The 18170-nt window shown below is 64.8% G+C and carries 16 protein-coding genes; 13 read left to right on the top strand and 3 right to left on the bottom strand.

Translation table 11 applies throughout. The annotated features are described in order from the left end of the window. Positions 1 to 101 precede the first annotated feature (101 nt). From AX681_RS14390 to paoC, 10 genes are all read left to right on the top strand, one after another. Positions 102 to 956 (top strand): amidohydrolase family protein, encoded by an 855-nt coding sequence (locus tag AX681_RS14390; protein ID WP_066663646.1) that lies wholly within the window; start codon positions 102 to 104, stop codon positions 954 to 956. Between the two features lie 62 nt (positions 957 to 1018). Further along, complete coding sequence (locus AX681_RS14395; RefSeq protein WP_197422032.1) at positions 1019 to 1822, top strand: ABC transporter ATP-binding protein; 804 nt, start codon at positions 1019 to 1021, stop codon at positions 1820 to 1822. Next, positions 1819 to 2676, top strand: coding sequence for an HpcH/HpaI aldolase family protein (locus AX681_RS14400; protein WP_066663649.1), 858 nt, complete (start codon positions 1819 to 1821; stop codon positions 2674 to 2676). Before AX681_RS14395 ends, AX681_RS14400 begins: the two co-directional genes overlap by 4 nt. A gap of 22 nt (positions 2677 to 2698) precedes the next feature. After that, positions 2699 to 4273 (top strand): aldehyde dehydrogenase (NADP(+)), encoded by a 1575-nt coding sequence (locus AX681_RS14405; RefSeq protein WP_066663650.1) that lies wholly within the window; start codon positions 2699 to 2701, stop codon positions 4271 to 4273. An 85-nt stretch (positions 4274 to 4358) separates the two neighbouring features. After that, positions 4359 to 5906, top strand: coding sequence for an acetolactate synthase large subunit (locus AX681_RS14410; protein WP_066663651.1), 1548 nt, complete (start codon positions 4359 to 4361; stop codon positions 5904 to 5906). A gap of 13 nt (positions 5907 to 5919) precedes the next feature. Continuing rightward, positions 5920 to 6825 (top strand): phosphate ABC transporter substrate-binding protein, encoded by a 906-nt coding sequence (locus AX681_RS14415; protein ID WP_066663654.1) that lies wholly within the window; start codon positions 5920 to 5922, stop codon positions 6823 to 6825. Positions 6826 to 6870: 45 nt separating this feature from the next. Next, complete coding sequence (locus tag AX681_RS14420; protein ID WP_197422034.1) at positions 6871 to 7047, top strand: transposase; 177 nt, start codon at positions 6871 to 6873, stop codon at positions 7045 to 7047. Between the two features lie 521 nt (positions 7048 to 7568). Then, positions 7569 to 8183 carry an aldehyde dehydrogenase iron-sulfur subunit PaoA gene (gene paoA / locus AX681_RS14425; protein ID WP_443026148.1) on the top strand — a complete coding sequence of 205 codons (615 nt, stop codon included), beginning with the start codon at positions 7569 to 7571 and terminating at the stop codon, positions 8181 to 8183. After that, entirely contained in the window at positions 8180 to 9130 is a 951-nt protein-coding gene (locus AX681_RS14430; protein ID WP_066663660.1) for an FAD binding domain-containing protein, read from the top strand. Before paoA ends, AX681_RS14430 begins: the two co-directional genes overlap by 4 nt. 3 nt (positions 9131 to 9133) lie before the next feature. Beyond that, entirely contained in the window at positions 9134 to 11332 is a 2199-nt protein-coding gene (gene paoC / locus AX681_RS14435; protein ID WP_066663662.1) for an aldehyde oxidoreductase molybdenum-binding subunit PaoC, read from the top strand. Between the two features lie 189 nt (positions 11333 to 11521). Here the strand turns inward: paoC and AX681_RS14440 are convergent, their stop codons facing one another. Continuing rightward, positions 11522 to 11986 carry a MucR family transcriptional regulator gene (locus AX681_RS14440; protein WP_066663664.1) on the bottom strand — a complete coding sequence of 155 codons (465 nt, stop codon included), beginning with the start codon at positions 11984 to 11986 and terminating at the stop codon, positions 11522 to 11524. Between the two features lie 289 nt (positions 11987 to 12275). Between AX681_RS14440 and AX681_RS14445 the strand changes: the two genes are divergently transcribed. The 3 genes from AX681_RS14445 to AX681_RS14455 all read left to right on the top strand — a co-directional run bounded on the left by AX681_RS14445 (position 12276) and on the right by AX681_RS14455 (position 13863). Next, positions 12276 to 12938: a hypothetical protein gene (locus tag AX681_RS14445; RefSeq protein ID WP_156442898.1), complete on the top strand. Its 663-nt coding sequence runs from the start codon at positions 12276 to 12278 to the stop codon at positions 12936 to 12938. Between the two features lies 1 nt (position 12939). Beyond that, positions 12940 to 13218: an excalibur calcium-binding domain-containing protein gene (locus tag AX681_RS14450; protein ID WP_066663665.1), complete on the top strand. Its 279-nt coding sequence runs from the start codon at positions 12940 to 12942 to the stop codon at positions 13216 to 13218. Between the two features lie 264 nt (positions 13219 to 13482). After that, positions 13483 to 13863: a thermonuclease family protein gene (locus AX681_RS14455; RefSeq protein ID WP_066663666.1), complete on the top strand. Its 381-nt coding sequence runs from the start codon at positions 13483 to 13485 to the stop codon at positions 13861 to 13863. A 154-nt stretch (positions 13864 to 14017) separates the two neighbouring features. Here the strand turns inward: AX681_RS14455 and AX681_RS14460 are convergent, their stop codons facing one another. Next, on the bottom strand, positions 14018 to 15103 hold the full coding sequence (locus tag AX681_RS14460) for a tryptophan 7-halogenase (protein WP_066663667.1): 1086 nt from the start codon (positions 15101 to 15103) through the stop codon (positions 14018 to 14020). Further along, the gene (locus tag AX681_RS14465) at positions 15100 to 18051 is read right to left on the bottom strand and encodes a LodA/GoxA family CTQ-dependent oxidase (RefSeq protein ID WP_066663723.1); all 2952 of its coding nucleotides are present in this window, start codon (positions 18049 to 18051) and stop codon (positions 15100 to 15102) included. Before AX681_RS14465 ends, AX681_RS14460 begins: the two co-directional genes overlap by 4 nt. Between the last annotated feature and the right edge of the window lie 119 nt (positions 18052 to 18170).

Consider the following 18170-nt stretch of genomic DNA (forward strand, 5'->3'; position numbering starts at 1 on the left):
AACCTATTGCCCGCCACGGAACATCAACTGTTCGCGGCGGGCAATCTAGGGAAATCAGGATGACGAAGCCGGGTTTAACCGGCCCCGCTTAGGAGCAGGCGTTGTCACCCTCGTTCGTCGATATCCACCCGCACGTCATCTCGGATGATGAAATCCGCTATCCCCCGACGCCACTGTTCGGCAAGCGGTCGGACTGGTCGCAGGAGCGCCCGTCGACGGTCGAGACGCTGATCGCACACATGGACGCTGCTGGCGTGGAAAAGGCAGCGGTGGTTCACAGCTCGACCACCTACGGTTTCGACAATAGCTATGTCGTAGATGCCTGCAATCGCTATCCCGGACGCCTGCTCGCGGTTGGATCGATAGATGTCCTCGCGCCCGACGCGGTCGATGAAATTCATCGCTGGACCGAACGTGGCCTGGGCGGGTTGCGCGTCTTTACCGGCGGCAGCACCAAGGATTTCGACGCCAGCGAGCTCGACGATCCGCGCGCCTATCCGGCGTGGGAGTTACTCGGCAAGCTCGGGCTGACTATGAGCATTCAGACCGGACCGGTCGGCCTGGGAGCGGTGACCTCGCTTGCCCGGCGCTTCCCGGACGTCCCGATCATCCTGGACCATCTTGGTCGCCCCGATGTGACCGATGGTCCGCCCTATGATGCGGCAGCGAGCCTGTTTGCGCTGGCGGCCATTCCCTCGGTCTACCTCAAACTCACCCCGCGCATCATGGCGGATTGTGTGAAAGGCGCAGCATCGCCCGAGACGCTGTTCCCCATGCTGGTCCAAACATTCGGAGCGAACCGCATGGCGTGGGGGTCGAATTTCCCGACATCGGAAGGCACGCTTGCCGAGATCTTGGCCACTGCGAAGGATCGCCTGGCCAGCCTGTCCGATGAAGAGCGCAGCTGGATTTTTGCACGCACCGCGCAGACCCTCTATCCAGGGTTGGCAGACTGATGGCTACGAAATTGGCAGTGCGACGCGCAGCGAACGAGGAACCACGGATGGAAACGAGACAAGTGAAGCTCGCGGTGAAGGGCGTCCACAAGACGTTTCGCATCAAGAATAAGGAGACTGGGCAGGACAGCTTCCTCAATGTGCTCGGCAGCGTCGGCTTCGACGTCTACCAAGGCGAGATCGTCTCGCTGATCGGCGAGAGTGGATGCGGCAAGACAACCCTGCTTCGCATCGTTCAGGGGCTGATCAAGCTCGACGCCGGCACGATCGAGGTAGAGGGCGTGCCTGTGAGCACGCCAGGGCGGGACCGTGGGTTCGTGTTCCAGCAGGCGAGCCTGCTGCCGTGGCGTTCCGCCCGGGCGAATGTCGAATTCGGGCTCGAACTGCAGGGCATTTCGAAGGAGGAGCGCCGCAAGCGTGCCGACGATCTGCTTAAGCTAGTCGGCCTTGGCCATGCCGCAGACCAGTATCCCCACCAGCTTTCGGGGGGCATGCAGCAGCGCATTGGCTTGGCCCGCGCACTGGCGATCGATCCCGAGATATTGCTGATGGACGAGCCATTTAGCGCGCTCGATGCCCAGACGCGTGAGGTGCTCCAAGCCGAGCTGCTGCGCATCCAGGCCGAGACTGGCAAGACCACCTTGTTCGTCACCCACGACCTCGACGAGGCTATCTACCTCAGCAACCGCATCGTCGTGCTGGCAGCCAAGCCCGGCCGAGTGAAGCGCATCGTCGATGTTCCCTTCGCGCATCCACGCCCGCCGCTGCCCGAGCTACGGGGCGATCCTCAATTTCAACGCATCCGCGCCGAGATTTGGGAGCTGATCCGGACCGGTGCGGCCGCCAACGCGGCCGATGCGGCATGAGCGGCGAGCGTCTCAACGGAATCATCCGAGCACTGGAAAGGGGCAAGCCTGCCTTCACCTGCTTCGCCAAGGCCGACAAGCTGACCGCGCAGGAGCTGAGCGACGCACCCTATGACGGAATTGTCTTCGAGATGGAGCATAATCCGTACGATGTCGCTGCGCTGGGCGATGCGCTGCAATATATGCTCAACCGCAAGGTGATCGCGTCGTCGGGATCGGTCGCGCCCGCGGTGACGCCGATCGCGCGCATCCCCGCCAATGGCGGCGAGATGAACCAGTTCCAGGCCAAGCAGGTGCTTGATCGCGGGGTCTATGGCGTCATCACCCCGCATGTCAGCACGGTTGACCAAGCGTATAACATGGTCGCGTCGTGCCGCTATGCGAAGCCCAGTGGTGCCGCACTGTACGAACCCAAGGGCATCCGCGGCGACGGTCCGGCGACGGCGGCGCGCTACTGGGGCCTGACCATGCAGGAATATTACGCCCGTGCCGATGTGTGGCCGCTGGCTCCACATGGCGAAATCCTGGTCGGCATGATGTGCGAGAGTCCCGAGGCAATTGAGAATCTTGACGATATCCTAAGTGACGTCCCCGGCATCGGCCTAGTGCTGATCGGAGAAGGTGACCTGAGCCAGGCGCTGGGCTATCCGCGCCAGTATGACCATCCAGAAGTGGTCAGCGCGATGAATCGAATCGTCGAGATCTGCCGCAAGCACAAGGTTGCAGTGGGCAATCCACACACCAACGCCGGCAATGTCGGGCGGCTGATCGACGAGGGATACAAGTTTCTGATGTCGGCGCCCTCGCGCAGCTATGGGGTGGTCGGTCAGGGCCGGGACTTGGCGGGCTATTAGCGAAATCGCAGAGGATCGGACCGTGGCGCTGACTGGCGAATTGTTCATTGCGTCCAAGCGCGTGGCGCGGGACGGTACGGGCTTCAAGGCGGTTTCGCCGGGGACCGGCGCCGAGATCGAGCCGAGCTTCAGCGTCGCGACGCTCGACGATGTCGAGACCGCCTGCGCCGCCGCCGCTGCGGCCTTCCCGGTCTATTCGAGCCTCAGCCGTGAGAAGCGCGCCGAGTTCCTCGAGGCGGCCGCCGACGAGATCGACGCGCTGGGCGAGACGCTGACCGAGCGCGCCATGGCCGAGACCGGTCTGCCGCATGCGCGCCTGACCGGCGAGCGTGGCCGCACCTCGGGCCAGCTTAGGCTGTTCGCGAAGGAATTGCGGCTCGGCGAATATCTCCGCGCCCGAATCGACCATGCCCTCCCCGAACGCCAGCCGCTGCCCAGGCCCGACCTGCGCCTGCGCATGGTGCCGGTGGGCCCCGTGACCGTATTTGGCGCGAGCAACTTCCCGCTCGCCTTCTCGGTCGCGGGCGGCGACACGGCGAGCGCTCTGGCCGCCGGCTGCCCGGTGATCGTCAAGGGCCATAGCGCGCATCCCGGCACGGCCGAGCTGGTCGCGGGGGCCGTCACCCGGGCCGCGGAGAAGACCGGCATGCCCGCGGGTGTCTTCTCGCTGATCAATGGGCCCGGTAATTCGGTGGGTTCGGCGCTGGTCACCGATCCGCGGATCAAGGCGGTCGGCTTCACCGGATCGCGCGGCGGCGGCACCCAGCTGATGAAGCTGGCAGCCAATCGCCCCGTGCCGATCCCGGTCTATGCCGAGATGAGCAGCATCAACCCCGTCATCCTGCTCCCCGCCGCGCTCGAGGCGCGCGCCGAGGCGCTGGGCACGGCATTCGTCGGATCGTTAACCATGGGCGCTGGGCAGTTCTGCACCAATCCGGGCCTCGTGCTGGCGATCGAGGGACCGTCGCTCGACCGGTTCCTGACCGCGGCCTGCGACGCGATGACCGGCGTGCCTGCGCAGACCATGCTGACTCCCGGTATCCACAAGGCCTATGAGAGCGCCGTCGACCGCATGGCTTCGGCGCCCGCGCTGGCCAAGCTGGCCGAAGGCAAGGAAGCCGAGGGTCCGACCTGCGGCCGTGCGGCGCTGTTCAGCATCGCCGCCAAGGACTTCTTCGCCGACGCGCACAATGCCGAGGAAGTGTTCGGCGCGGCGTCGGTGGTGATCCGCTGCACCAGCATTGACGAGGTGATCGAAGTGGTGCGCCATCTCGAAGGCCAGCTTACCGCCACGTTTCACCTCGACGAGGGCGACACCGAAGTTGCGCAGAAGCTGGTCGCAGTGCTGGAGCACAAGGTCGGCCGCATCCTCGCGAACGGCTGGCCGACCGGCGTCGAGGTGACCGACGCGATGGTCCATGGCGGGCCGTTCCCATCGACCGCGGACGGGCGCAGCACCTCGGTCGGCACGCTGGCGATCGACCGCTTCCTGCGGCCGGTGAGCTACCAGAGTTTGCCGGAAGCGCTGCTGCCGGTGGATCTGCGCGACGGCGATGCTGGGATCCCGCGGCGCGTGGACGGCAAGCTGGTGGTCTGATCCGAGAATCTATCGCTCAGCCGATGCTTTGGATTGGAAGCTGAACCCTCGAAATGGTCTGCCTTCTCCATCGAGGGGAGCGGGAATGAACGGCGCCGAGAGTCTTGTCAGCACATTGGTCGATCAGGGCGTCGACATCTGCTTTGCCAATCCCGGCACGTCCGAGATGCATTTTCTCGCCGCGCTCGAGAATCCGCGGATGAAAAGCGTGCTGTGCCTTTTCGAGGGCGTGTGCACCGGCGCTGCCGATGGCTGGTACCGGATGAAGGACAAGCCAGCGTCCACTCTGCTGCATTTGGGGCCCGGCCTGGCGAACGGTCTCGCCAATATCCATAACGCCAAGCGCGCGTCGGTCGGCATGGTCAACATCGTCGGCGAGCATTCAGCGTCGCACCTGAAGTACGATCCGCCGCTGACCTCGGACATCGAAGGGCTCGCGCGGCCGCTGAGTCACTGGGTGCGCCGCGCGGAATCGGCTGGATCGATCGCCTGGGATGCCGCGACCGCCGTAGCCAAGGCGAGCGAGCACCCGGGGCAGGTCGCGACGCTAATCCTGCCGGGCGACACCGCTTGGCAGAACGCCGGCGACATCGTCACACCGGCAATTGTGCCTGCGAAGCGTAAGACGCCCGACGCAGCCCGTATCGACAAGATCGCCGAGATTCTCCGCTCGGGAGAGCCCGCGCTGATCATCCTTGCCAACAAATCTACCCGAGGCCGCGCGCTGGCGCTCGCCGGCAAGGTTGCAGCGGGCACCGGATGTCGCCTGGGCAGCCAGTTCTTCACCGCACGGATCGAGCGCGGTGCCGGGCGCGTTCCGCTGGAGCGCATCCCTTATGCGGTGGCGCAGGGCAGTGCCTTTCTCGCTGGCTTCAAGCATCTGATCACCGTCGAGACCAGGGAGCCGGTGGCCTTCTTCAGCTATCCGGACAAGCCGAGCCTGCTGAAGGCGCCTGCCACGCAGGTCCATGCATTGGCCGAGGCTGACGAGGATAGCGAAGCGGCGTTTGAGATGCTGATCGACGCGCTAGGCCTTTCCGCCACCGCGCCGAGCCTTCAGGAGCGGATCGAGACGCCAGTGCCGAGCGGACCGTTGAACCCGATCAGCATCGCCCACGCCCTCGCCGCGGCGCTGCCCGAGCATGCCATTCTGGTCGATGAATCGTTGACCACCGGCCGCGAATCGATGGGCTTGACGATGGGCGCCCGCCCACACGATCTGATCAACAATATGGGCGGCTCGATCGGCTATGGCACCCCGGTCGCCACCGGCACCGCGCTGGCTTGCCCGGACCGCCGGACCTTCTGCATGGTCGGCGACGGAAGCGCCATGTACACGATCCAATCGCTGTGGACGCAGGCGCGCGAAGCGCTACCGGTCACCACGATCATCTTCGCCAACAACAGCTACGCCATCCTCAAGGCCGAGTACGCCAATATGGGCGCCGGCACGCCGGGCCCGCAGGCGCTGGCCATGATCGATATCGATCGCCCGACGATCGACTGGGTCGCGATGGCGAAGAGCATGGGCGTGCCGGGCGTCACCGTCTCGACCGCCGAGGATTTCCACGCCGCAATGGTCCGCTCGGTCGATGCCGAGGGTCCGGTGTTGATCGAAGTGAAGCTTTACTGAAGGGGGAGGGGCGATGGCCACCACTGCCGTGACGACGCTCAAAACCAATCTGGCCGACTATCCGGTGACCAAGGCGATGAAAGACGGCCGGGTCACATCCGATCTCGTCACGCTCGATTATTGCGGGCCCGACCAAGCACATAATGGCTTTAAGGCGATGCTGCGCGAAAATGGGTACGATTGTGGCGAGCTGGCGATCGTCACGCTGCTGCAGGCCAAGATCTACGGCAAGCCATGGGTCGCGCTTCCGGTGCCGATCAACGGGCGCTTCCAGCACCATTGCGCCGGGTTCAACGGCGAGTTCGGCCACCTGAACCCCAAGGACATTGAGGGCAAGCGCGTCGGCGTACGCAGTTATGCGCAGACTACCGGCCTGTGGATTCGTGGCATCCTGCAGCACGAATACGGCGTCGATCTCGATAAGGTGACCTGGTGCAAAGTCGGCGAGGGGCACCTGCTGGAGTATAGGGACCCCGCCAATGTCGAGGCGCTGCCCAAGGGTTCGGACATCGGCCAGATGATGCTCGATGGCGAGCTGGCCGCAACGCTCCAGGGCGTGGACCTGCCCAAGGATCCGCGCGTTGAGTATTTGGTCCCGAACCCGTTCGAGGCCGCGAAGGACTGGTATGCCCGCGAAGGCGTGGTGTGCATCAACCACATGTTCGTTGTGCATGAGGAACTGTCGCGCAACCGGCCCGATGTGGTCCGTGAGATCTTCCGGATGATCGTCGAAAGCCGCGAGCTGACCGAGGGTGGAGTGCCCGCAATCTATCCGCCGATCGGGCTGGAGGCGAACCGCAAGGGCATTCAGTTGGCAATCGATTGGGCGTTTGAGCAGAAGATCATCCCGCACAAGATTGCGGTCGACGATCTGTTCGATGAAACTACCGCATCGCTAGGGTTGGTGGACAAAGGCTGACGTGATTGCCCCGGGTTGATTCGAGGCTGTCTTTTGGAGGCGGCATTGGGCGAGCGGATTGGTCTTTCGCATGCGGAATGGGTGCTGATTGGACCGCAGCTGCCAGCGGAGCGAGGTCGCGGTTGCCGTCCGGCTGGTGACAACCGGCCGCTCTTCGAGGGCATGATGTGGATCGCGCGAACGGGCTCGCAATGGCGGCACCTGCCGGACGAATATGGCTAGTGGAACAGCGTCTTTCGTGGCCATCGGCGATGGATCGAGACCGGTGTGTTCGATGTCTTGGTCGAAACGCCGCGCGCGATCAGCCGCGCCTCGATCATGCCTCGGCGTCGTTCGTGGACCTGCGCGTTGCAAGGCGCAGGACCTGAAGTGCAAGCTTGACCAGAGCCTCGCGATAGGCGCGCTTCTTGCCGAACGCGATGGGAGACAGGTCGGTCAGCGGTCCGGCGCAGCGCCCTTGTGCGGAACGTTGATTTCCACCCGCTGTCTCGGCGACACGCTGCGCTCTAAATCTCGAACAGCTTTCCTGAACGGTCGGGATTGGAGTGTCCTAGTCGGGCAATGGCTGCGGCACACCGGCACGCCATGGGGGATCGGGTCGGCTCTGCACGCATTGGCAAGCGAGCGGCGAAAACCCGTTCGCGCATGCCTGCCTGCCAAGCGCGGGTAACATTTTGCGGGACCGTGCGTTAGGCTCGGGATCGTCACGGGAACGAGGGGCGCTAATCGTGAATCAACGGGACTTGTTCGACCTCTCCCGGCGTGGTGTTCTTGCTGCAGGAGCCGCTGGTTTGACTGCGAGCCTGATCCGCATGTCGGCGGCAACAATCACCGAGGCGGTGGAGCATACAATGCCCTTAACTTTAACCGTCAATGGGAAGCCGCGCGAACTCGATCTCGATCTCCGCACAACGTTGCTCGATGCATTGCGAGAGCACCTCAAGCTGACCGGCACGAAAAAGGGGTGCGACCATGGTCAGTGCGGCGCCTGCACCGTCATCGTCAACAGCGAGCGGATCAACAGCTGCCTGACGCTCGCGGTAATGCATGACGGCGACAAGATCACCACGATCGAAGGCCTCGGCACGCCCGACAAGCTCCATCCGATGCAAGCGGCGTTCCTCAAGCATGATGGCTATCAATGCGGCTATTGCACGCCGGGGCAGATCTGCTCGGCGGTCGCGGTGCTCGACGAGATCAGGCGCGGCATTCCGAGCCATGTTCAGGAGGATGTGGCCGACAAGCCCCGCGCCACGAACATCGAACTGCGCGAGCGGATGAGCGGCAATCTGTGCCGCTGCGGCGCCTATTCCAACATCGCCGACGCAATGGCGGACGTCGCAGGAGCCAAGGCATGAAGGCGTTCAGCTATGCCCGCGCCAGCTCGCCCGGTGAGGCCGCGGCGATGGCCTCACGGGTTCAGGGCGCACGCTTCATCGCGGGCGGCACCAATCTGCTCGACCTGATGAAGCTCGAGATCGAGGCGCCGACGCACCTGATCGACGTCAACCATCTCGGTCTCGACACGATCGAGGCGACCGGCGATGGCGGGCTGCGCATCGGGGCGATGGTGCGCAACACCGCGCTGGCCGCCGACAAGCGCGTGCGGCGCGATTATGCCGTTCTGACGCGCGCGATCGTGTCGGGCGCGTCGGGCCAGCTGCGCAACAAGGCAACGACCGGCGGCAACCTGCTTCAGCGCACTCGCTGTCCCTATTTCTACGACCCCAATCTGCCATGCAACAAGCGCAAGCCGGGCAGCGGCTGCGCGGCGATCGGCGGGTTTTCGCGCCAATTGGGCGTGATCGGCACGTCCGATGCGTGCATTGCCACCTATCCCGGCGACATGGCCGTGGCACTGCGCGTGCTCGACGCGGTGGTCGAAACGGTGAAGCCCGACGGCGCGACGCGCGCGATCCCGATCGCCGATTTCCATCGCCTGTGGGGCGACACGCCGCATATCGAAACCGCACTCGAACCCGGCGAGCTGATCACGGCGGTGACGTTGCCCAAGCCGCCTGGCGGCCGGCACATCTATCACAAGGTGCGCGACCGGAGTTCCTACGCCTTCGCGCTCGTGTCGGTCGCCGCGGTGTTGCACAAGGACGGCACCGGCCGCGTCGCATTCGGCGGCGTCGCGCCCAGGCCATGGCGGGTCGAGGAGGCCGACCGGCTATTGCCGAAGGGCGCCCGCGCGGTTGTTGCGCGCGCCTTTGCCGAAGCCCGCCCGACCGAAGAAAACAAGTTCAAGATCACTCTCGCCGAGCGCACGCTCGCGGGCGTGCTTGCCGACGCGAGGAGCTGACCCATGGAGTTCAGCGCCCCGGCCGGGACCAATTTATTCGACAGGGCAAAGATCGTCGGCAAGGCGACGCCGCGCATCGACGGCCCGCTCAAGACCACCGGCACCGCCCCTTATGCCGCCGAGCGACACGATGTCGCCGCCAACCAGGCCTATGGCTTCATCGTCGGATCGGCGATCGCCAAGGGACGCATTACGTCGATGGACACCAGCGCCGCCAGAAGCGCGCCCGGTGTCCTCGCGGTTGTCGCGGCGCCCGAGACCAAGCCGGTCGGCAAACCACAGTTCAACAATGCGCCCTTGTTCGGCGGCAACGAGATTTCGCACTATCACCAGGCGATCGCCTGCGTGGTCGCCGAGACGTTCGAGCAGGCGCGCGCTGCGGCAGCTTTGATCCAGACCCGCTATGATCGGGCCGAGGGCGCATTCGACCTCGAAAAGGCCGCACCCGGCGCGCCTCTCGCCAAGGGCAGCGGCGACAAGCCCGATCGCAAGACCCAGGGCGATTTCGATGCGGCCTTTGCCGCAGCTCCCGTCAAACTCGACGCGCGCTACCACACCGCCGACGAAAGCCACGCGATGATGGAGCCATTCGCGACCATCGCCGCATGGGAGGGCGACAAGCTCACGATCTGGACGTCAAACCAGATGATCAACTGGGCGAAGCGGTCGATGAGCCAGATCCTCGGCATCCCGGCCGAGAATATCCGGGTGGATTCGCCCTATGTCGGCGGGGGTTTTGGCGGAAAGCTGTTCGTGCGCGCCGACGCTGTGCTTGCCGCGCTTGCGGCCAAGGCGGCCGGGCGACCGGTCAAGATCGCGATGCAGCGCCCGTTGATGGCGAACAACGCGACCCACCGCCACGCGACCATCCAACGGCTGCGGATCGGTGCGGAACGGGACGGGCGCATCACCGCGATCGCGCATGAAAACTGGTCCGGTAACCTCAATGGCGAGGATGGTGAGAACGGAACGCTGCAGACGCCCAAGCTCTATGCCGGGGCCAACCGCCTGACCGCCAACTATATCGCGACGCTCGACCTGCCCGAGGGGAATGCGATGCGCGCGCCGGGCGAGGCGCCGGGGCACATGGCGCTCGAGGTCGCGATGGACGAGCTCGCCGAACAGCTCGGCATCGATCCGGTCGAACTGCGCATCCGCAACGAGCCGCAGACCGTGCCGAGCAATCCGCAGCGCCGCTTTTCCGATCGTCACCTCACCCGCTGCCTGCGCGAAGGCGCCGACCGCTTCGGCTGGGGCAAGCGCAATGCCAAGCCGGGCGTGACGCGCGAGGGACGCTGGCTGATCGGGATGGGCGTCGCCGCCGGCTATCGCGGCGCGCCGACGATGAAGTCGGCCGCGCGGATCAAGCTGGGCGCGGACGGGCACATCACTGTCCAGACCGACATGACCGATATCGGCACCGGCAGCTACACGATCATCGCGCAGACTGCGGCCGAGACAATGGGAGTGACACTCGATCGCGTCTCGGTTGAACTTGGCGATTCCGACTTCCCCGTCGCTGCGGGTTCGGGCGGACAATGGGGCGCGGCGAGTTCGACCGCCGGCGTCTATGCAGCCTGCCTCGTGCTGCGCCGCGCGATCGGCGAGAAGCTCGGCTTCGATGGCGATGCCGCGGTGTTCGAAGATGGCAAGATCAAGCTTGGCAATCGCACCATCGCGCTGAGCGATGTCGGTGCGATGTCGGCCGAAGGCGAGATGGGCTACGGCGCGTTCAAACGCGACTATGACGTCGGGACCTATGCCGGTCACTTCGCAGAGGTCGCGGTCGATGCCTATACCGGCGAGACGCGGATCCGCCGCATGCTCGCCGTGTGCGATGCGGGCCGCATCCTCAACCCGCTCTCGGCACGAAGCCAGGTGATCGGGGCGATGGTCATGTCGGCGGGCGCAGCGCTGATGGAGGAACTGGCGGTCGACAAGCGCTTCGGCCTGTTCGTCAACCATGATCTCGCCGGCTATGAAGTGCCGGTCCATGCCGACATCCCGCACCAGGACTGCGTGTTTCTCGATACGCTCGACCCGGTCATCGGGCCGCTCAAGGCCAAGGGCGTGGGCGAACTGGGCATCTGTGGCCCCGGCGCCGCAGTCGCCAACGCCGTGTACAACGCGACAGGAATCCGCGTTCGAAACTATCCGCTGACCCTGGACAAATATCTCGACCGGCTCCCCGCGATAGCCTGATCATCGCTGCAGAGCGCAACATCTGGGCAAGCACGCGGCCAGCGCAACAGGCGCTGCGCCACGGCGTGCATGAACCATCGTGCTCATCGGCGAAGGGCGAGTATGCCGCATGACCGGAACAGCTCGGCGCGTTGAACGACACTGTCACAAGCTGCCCGGCCACGCTGCAACCACCGTAATCCGCCTGGATCAGGCAGGCTTCGGCGCGCGCTTCTTTGTCGCGCGGCCCTTGTTGCCGAGCCCGATCTTCTTCGCCATTGCGCGCCGCGCTTCCGAATAGTTCTCGGCCACCATCGGGTAATCGGGCCTGAGATTGTAACGCGCACGATACTCTTCGGGCGTCAGGCCATGGGTCGACAGATGCCGCCGCAGCATCTTGTAGGGCTTTCCGTCGATCATCGAAATGATGTGATCCTTCGACGCCAGCGATTTGCGAACAGTCACGGCCGGCTCGAACTCCTGTGCAGGCTCGGCGGCGACCGGGGACTCATTTGGCGTGGAAGTCGCGCCCGAAAGTTCGGTGATCGTCGCATGCATCGTGCGCAGAAAGGCCGGGACGTCATCCGCCTGTACGCGGTTATTCTGGTTGCCGAGCCAGGCGATCGTCAGTTCGGTCGCAAGCTCCACTGGGTTCATATTGGTGTCGTCGGACATGGCACTTCCCTTTCAACCGCGCAGCTGAGCGCTTAATTTACATCCATATTGGATGTATTCCGATTGTCGAGGGAGCATTCCGCACCGCTGCCGACTTGAGAAGATGCTCAAGTGTTGAAGCCGCTTCCGACCAGGCATGGTGATTGGAACTGGCCTGATCCCTACTATTTCGATCCGAGGTCGCGTCCCGCAAATCTAATTGACGATCAACTGTACTGCGGACAGCGTGCGGATATCGCGGCGACTCGCCGTTGGAGGGGGTAAATCAATGAATCATCGGGTAATTGCAGTGCTGAGCTGCGCGCTGCTGGCAACCGGGGCCAATGCTCAAACCCAGCCGGTTGCGACCACGACCAACCCCGCGCCTGTCGCGGTAACGCCTGCGCCCATGCCGCAGCAGGTTGTTCCGATGATCGCTCCGGCTGAAACGCCGAGCGTCCTGCGGGCTGGCACCAAAGTCCCGCTCAAGATGGCCGAGGCCTTGACGACGAAGGGCAAGAACTTGCGTGTCGGGCAACGCTTTCAGCTTGAGGTGGCAGAAGACATTCGGCTGGGTGAGCATGTCGTGATCCCCGCAGGTACTCCCGCAATTGGCGAGATTACCGAAGTGCGAAACAAGGGAATGTGGGGCAAGTCCGGTCGGATCGGCGCACAACTCGTGTCGCTTCGCGTGAATGGTCGCCAGATTCGCCTGACCGGCAGCTTCGACGACAAGGGCGTCACCGGCACAGCGGGGGTAGTGGCGGCTGTCGCCTTTGTGCCGATCGCCGGTTTCTTCACGACCGGGACGAGCGCAAACCTCCCACTCGGTGGTGCCGTGACTGGCTTCCTCGACGAGGATGTGCCGGTCGTATTTGCGGTAGCTCCTGCGCCCGCCCCCGTGGTTGTGGCCGTGCCCGCCGCGCCCGCGCCCACGCAGCCAGTTCCGGCTGCGCCTCCGAAGGCCCAATGAGATGATCGTGCTCGCCACCATTGCCTTGATGATGGCGAGCGCACCGCATTCGGGCGGCACCGATGCCAATGGCTGCCACCGGGACCGCAAGACCGGGACGCGGCATTGCCACCCCAGGAAGTCGAACGCGCCTGCTCCGGCGCGTCGGCTGACTGGCGAGTCTGCATATTATCCGAACTGCGCCGCTGCCCGGGCTGCGGGAGCAGCTCCGGTGCATGCAGGCGATCCGGGCTACAGCCGCAAGCTGGATCGGGACGGCGACGGGGTGGGATGCGAATGAGGGAGACGGCACATGAATCGCAGACTTTGGCTGGCATCGATATTTGCACTGGCGGTCGTGGGTATCCCCGACGACGCAGCGGCCAAGGGTAGGAAGCGGTCGTCAGGCAAGCGGCGCTCGGCGCGTCGCGGTTCGAGCGCGAGCGGCACGCGGGGGACGACCGAGAGCGGCGATTGTCCATGCAATGGCGGACGTGTTTGCGTAGGACCGCGTGGAGGACGCTATTGCATCACGCGTGGCGGGAACAAGCGTTACGGGGTCTAGGTGTTTTATCTGCTTCTCTCCGCTGCACTGGCTGCCGGTGGAACATGTCAGGCAGTCGATGGTGACACGCTTAGATGCAACGGTGAGCGGATCCGCCTGCTGGGGATCGACGCGCCCGAGAAAGGGAAATGCCGTGCAGGCCGCAAATGCGCTCCCGGCGATCCGAAGGCCTCCCAGCGCAGCCTGGAGGCCGCGCTGACCGGCAAGCTCCGCATCCAGCGTGTCGGCACCGATCGCTACGGGCGGACCCTGGCAATGGTTCGGGGGGCGAAGGGTGACCTGTCATGCTGGCAGCTCAAGCGACGCCAGGCGATCTACCGGCGCGACTGGGACAATGGTCTGCGGGTGTTCAAGGCCTGCCCTGCTTCGGCGGTGTTCTGAGGCTCGCTCGGCGGATCGGCAGACTCCGCCCAGGCGCTTTCCTGCTCCTCATGGAAATGGCGACCGGACGCGGCGACGTCGCCGAACGCCATTGCCCCGTGGCCGTGAGGGGCGGATTCAGGTCCGGCCGGAGGCACTTGCCGGCCTGTCGCGGTTATGCCGCCTGATCCTGCAGATGGCGGCGCCCCCAGAACGGGCTCTCAGGCCACCGACCCTCCATACCATAATAGAATCTGTGGTGACCGAGATAGGCTTGCCAGATGCGGCCCATCCGCTGCGCATAATCCACCGTAGCGCGCTCGTTGCCGGCGAGCAGCGCCAGCGTGGCCTCGCCCGCCTCGCGACCTGTTGCGAGCGCGTTGAACAGCCCCTGGGAGGAGAGGGGATCGAATGCCATGGCAGCGTCACCCGCAGCAAGCCAGCCGTCCCCGGCGGCGCTCCGGGCAATGGTGTTGGCGGCGCAGACCTGCTGCATCACCCCACGCGACGGAGCGACCGGTCCGATCACTTCGGCCAGACGTGGAACGCGCAGTGCTGCCGCCAGCACCCCGTTGCGCAGCATCATGCGCAGTATCCTGCTGTCCGAATCGCAATGGAACGCGATCACCCGTCCGCCGCCGGGCACCATCGCCGTGTACCACCAGCCGTTATGGACTGCGTGGGTGTAGGTTACCGGATCATAGGGCAGGTCGGTCGGCAGCCGCGCATAGATGCAGGCGAGCTGATCGGTGACCAGCTTGAACTGGCCGAATTTGGCGAGCAGCCGCGATCGCCGCCCGCTTGCATCGATCAGTCGTCTGGCGACCACCGTCTCTCCATTATCGAGCGACAGATACCAGCGATTATACGCCCGCACGGCGCCGCTCACGCCCGTGTGCACGAAGATCGCCCCGCGATCGGATGCGTCGGCGCGAAGGTCGGCTTCGAACCGCGCACGGTCCAGTTGCCATCCGGGCCCGTCGGGGTCGCGCATGGGGTCGAGCTCGACGGCTTTATTCGAACCCCAGCGACTGATCTTCAAAAGAGCCTGACCATGTTCGGCCGCAACGAAGCGCGGCCAGGCGCCGATTGACTTGAGGAGCCGGTGCGCGGCGCCCGGCAGGCTTTCACCGATCCGCCACTCCGGCACGGCGACCCGGTCGATCAGTGCCACCGACGCGGCAGGCGCAACGACACAGGCCGCGCTCGCGCCCGCTGCGCCTGCGCCGATGATCGCAACATCGACTACGATGGGCATCATCGCCGCTGCGGCGGCAGGCCGTTGGGGAAGCGATTTACCAGCGCGATCCCCGAGAGATCGACCTCGGTCGCCGAGCGCTCGCCGCGACGGGCCACGGGTCCGGGCGCTGCGGCCGGAGCCATCCGCAGCATCTGCGTCGCGCGCTTGGCCGGTTCGCTCAGCTGTTCCTCTTCAGGCGTGATCAGGCGCGCATAATCCTCGACTTCGATAAAGGCGGGGAAGTCAGCGTCGCCGGGGCCTTCGCGCACCTCGACCACGCCGAGGAAGTCGAAGTGATGGATCATATTGTTGATCTGGTGGGTGTAGCCGTCGGCCCCCAGCGGCTCGATCCATGCCTCGCGATTGGCAAACGCCTTGCGCCGTTCGGACAGCGGCCGGCTCTTGTCCATCACGATGTCGTAATTCTCTTTGGTCAGCACCTCGTTCGGCACCCGCGCCGGCCAGAAGGATGGAACATAGGGATCATAGTTGGGCGTATAGCCCGAGCGGCAGCTGCTGGTATCGGTCTGCCAGGGCACCGCCATCCAGCGCGTGATGCCGCCGGCCTGCTGGCCATAAAGCGGGCCATTGGGGATGGTGACATCGTCCGGGGTCAGCACCTCGCTCGGCCGGGGTGGAATCCAGCCCTGTGGCGCATGGCGGAACCGGAACGGGGCCATATACATGGTCGCGCTGCGCACCGGCCATGTCATCTCGCAGCCGGGGTGGAAGGCGTCGGCAAGGCAGAATTCGAGCGCGGCGCGCGTGAGCATGTCGCCCTGCTCGGCGAGCGGCACCGCCTCGATGCTGGCCGGCGGGACTGCCGCAGGATCATAATCCGAGTCGAAATTGCCCTCGGACCATTGCCACAGCATCGCCATCTGGCAATCGCTCAGCACCGAATTCTGGCGCGGGCTGGCGACCGGCGGGATGTTCATCGCATCGCCATAGAGCCAGGGCCATGGCACCGGCGAATTGGCGTCGGTCTCGAAATTGCGGAAGTTGTTGTAGATGACCCGGCGCTGTTCGCGATAGGCGGGGCTGGTGCTGCCGAGCCGCGCGATTGCGGCCGGACTTGTCAGGTCGAACACACCCTCCCAGCCGAACCCGGCGGCAAAGCCGGCATTGACCCATTGCAGGCCCTGCATCCGCACGAAGATCGGGAGGATGTCGCGGGTGAAGGAGGGGCGGGCAGGGGCAGCGAGTTTGCCCGCCTTGATCGCGACATCCCGCATCAGGTCCCACATGGTCCGCACCGACTTGCGCTGCGGGCCGTAATTGGGTGGGGCGACCACCACCCAGGCCGGGATTACCTGGATTTCCTCGCCGTTCAGCGTAACCTTTGCTGTTACCGGGCCATCCGACACATCGTCATACCAGCCTTCGTTGTTGGCAAAGGTGATCGCGGCGCTGCCATCGATGCTTGCCGATACACCCTTGCCGCCAAGCACGGTCAGGCGCTGCTCGGCATCGGTCATGGCTTCGCCCAGATAGACGGGGATATCGACGAAGCGGCCCTCGAACTTCTTCGCCCGCGCCCGCGCACCCTTGAGCACCTGCGGCTTTGCCTCGATCGCCAGCGACGTGCGGTCGGCGACACCCGGATTGCGCAGCGTGGTCGGCGGCGCATAATTGGCTTCGGGAATGTCGAGCGCGAGCTGGAACCCGTACCAGGCGGCCTTTTGATTGGCGAGCTGGACGGTCCACTCGATCTTGGCGCCGGGCTCCTTGCCGGTCAGCTCGCGCACGATTTCGCCGCGCGCGTTGACGCCATAGATGCGGAAGCGTGCGGCCTGGCGCTTGAGCCGCTTGTTCTTGTCGCGATAGCTGCCCGGTGGAAGCGGTGGCGGATCGGTGACTTCCGGGCCGTAGAAATATTCGTCGCTGCTCCCGACCCTGGCAATGCCGATCGCAGGGTGGATCACCGCCTGGACAATGCAATCGTCGCGTTCGAGCGGGTCTGCTTCGACGGCCCTGGGTTCGGTCGGATCGCTGATGAGCTGGCCATTGGCACGCTGGCGCATCGCGGCGCCGGCGGCATAGACGCTGCGGCGCACGACGGCGATCGACGACTGGTCGCTCGGGCGGTTGGCCGGCGGCACGCGCCAGATGTTGAACGAGAGATTCTGTCCGTAGTCGGCCTGTCCCGGTGCATCGATCCGCTGGCGCGGGATGACCAGCGTCGCAACCGCAACGAACGGGCTTTCCGCTTCCGGCCACACGATATTGGCAGCGTCGAGGGGCATTGTCGCGGGGTTGTTGCGCCGCTGCACCTCGAGCGTGAAGCGGTAGTCGCGCTCCGCAAGCCGGTTGGTGAGGTCGGTCCGGAGATAGTCATTGGCGTCGTCCGGCACATCCTCGGCCGCCGTTTCGGGCACCAGGCGGTACTTCACCAGCTCCTCGCCGAGATGGAAAGGGAGGATCGCCCAGTAAGTGTTGGTGAGGCACGAGCCGCGCGGTGCGTTCATCGCGTTCAGCACCGCGTTGATGTCGGGGTGCTTGGCGAGATAGGAATCATAATCCTTCTGGACGACCCCCGCATAGGTGAACTCGACCATCGTCTTCGCGGTGTCGAGGAAGAAGCGGTCGATATTCTGCATGATGAGATCGGCGGTCTCGCCGGTCTCACCCAGGGCGTTATCGCCCGGCACGCCGAACAGCTTGATTCCGATCCCGCACATGCTGCCCAGGTCGGGGTCAGTCGGCCCGGTATCGCTTGAGAAGCGCATCCATGCCATCAGCCGCTCATGCGCGAAGATGCCGACACGCCAGTCTTGCGGGACATCGGCATGCCGCTCGAGCCAGCCATGGGCGACGCCGTGGAGCTTGCGGAACACCGCGCGCTTCGCGGGCGGCGGATTGAGCCGCGTGTCGCGCGCCTGGCCGATATCGACGAACATTTCCTTGAGCCGTGCGGCGGCGTCGGCCGGATCGTCGAAGCATTTCGGGATCGGCAGTTCCTTTTCCATCATCCTCTCCCACGCAGCGTAGTAAGACGGGGAGGGTGACCCGATATCCTGTCGTCAACAAGCGACAACCGGTCCGATCTGACACCTTTTTGATTTCTATATGTAAAACTACATCGGGC

The organism is Sphingomonas sp. CCH9-E2 (assembly GCF_001557215.1).
In the GTDB taxonomy this organism is placed as follows: domain Bacteria; phylum Pseudomonadota; class Alphaproteobacteria; order Sphingomonadales; family Sphingomonadaceae; genus Sphingomonas.

What these genes read in the sequence shown, in the direction of transcription:
- AX681_RS14400 (WP_066663649.1), top strand. Translation starts at nt 1,819, where the DNA reads ATGAGCGGCGAGCGTCTCAACGGAATCATCCGAGCACTGGAAAGGGGC.
- AX681_RS14410 (WP_066663651.1), top strand. Translation starts at nt 4,359, where the DNA reads ATGAACGGCGCCGAGAGTCTTGTCAGCACATTGGTCGATCAGGGCGTC.
- AX681_RS14415 (WP_066663654.1), top strand. Translation starts at nt 5,920, where the DNA reads ATGGCCACCACTGCCGTGACGACGCTCAAAACCAATCTGGCCGACTAT.
- AX681_RS14430 (WP_066663660.1), top strand. Translation starts at nt 8,180, where the DNA reads ATGAAGGCGTTCAGCTATGCCCGCGCCAGCTCGCCCGGTGAGGCCGCG.
- paoC (WP_066663662.1), top strand. Translation starts at nt 9,134, where the DNA reads ATGGAGTTCAGCGCCCCGGCCGGGACCAATTTATTCGACAGGGCAAAG.
- AX681_RS14440 (WP_066663664.1), bottom strand. Translation starts at nt 11,986, where the DNA reads ATGTCCGACGACACCAATATGAACCCAGTGGAGCTTGCGACCGAACTG.
- AX681_RS14450 (WP_066663665.1), top strand. Translation starts at nt 12,940, where the DNA reads ATGATCGTGCTCGCCACCATTGCCTTGATGATGGCGAGCGCACCGCAT.
- AX681_RS14460 (WP_066663667.1), bottom strand. Translation starts at nt 15,103, where the DNA reads ATGATGCCCATCGTAGTCGATGTTGCGATCATCGGCGCAGGCGCAGCG.
- AX681_RS14465 (WP_066663723.1), bottom strand. Translation starts at nt 18,051, where the DNA reads ATGGAAAAGGAACTGCCGATCCCGAAATGCTTCGACGATCCGGCCGAC.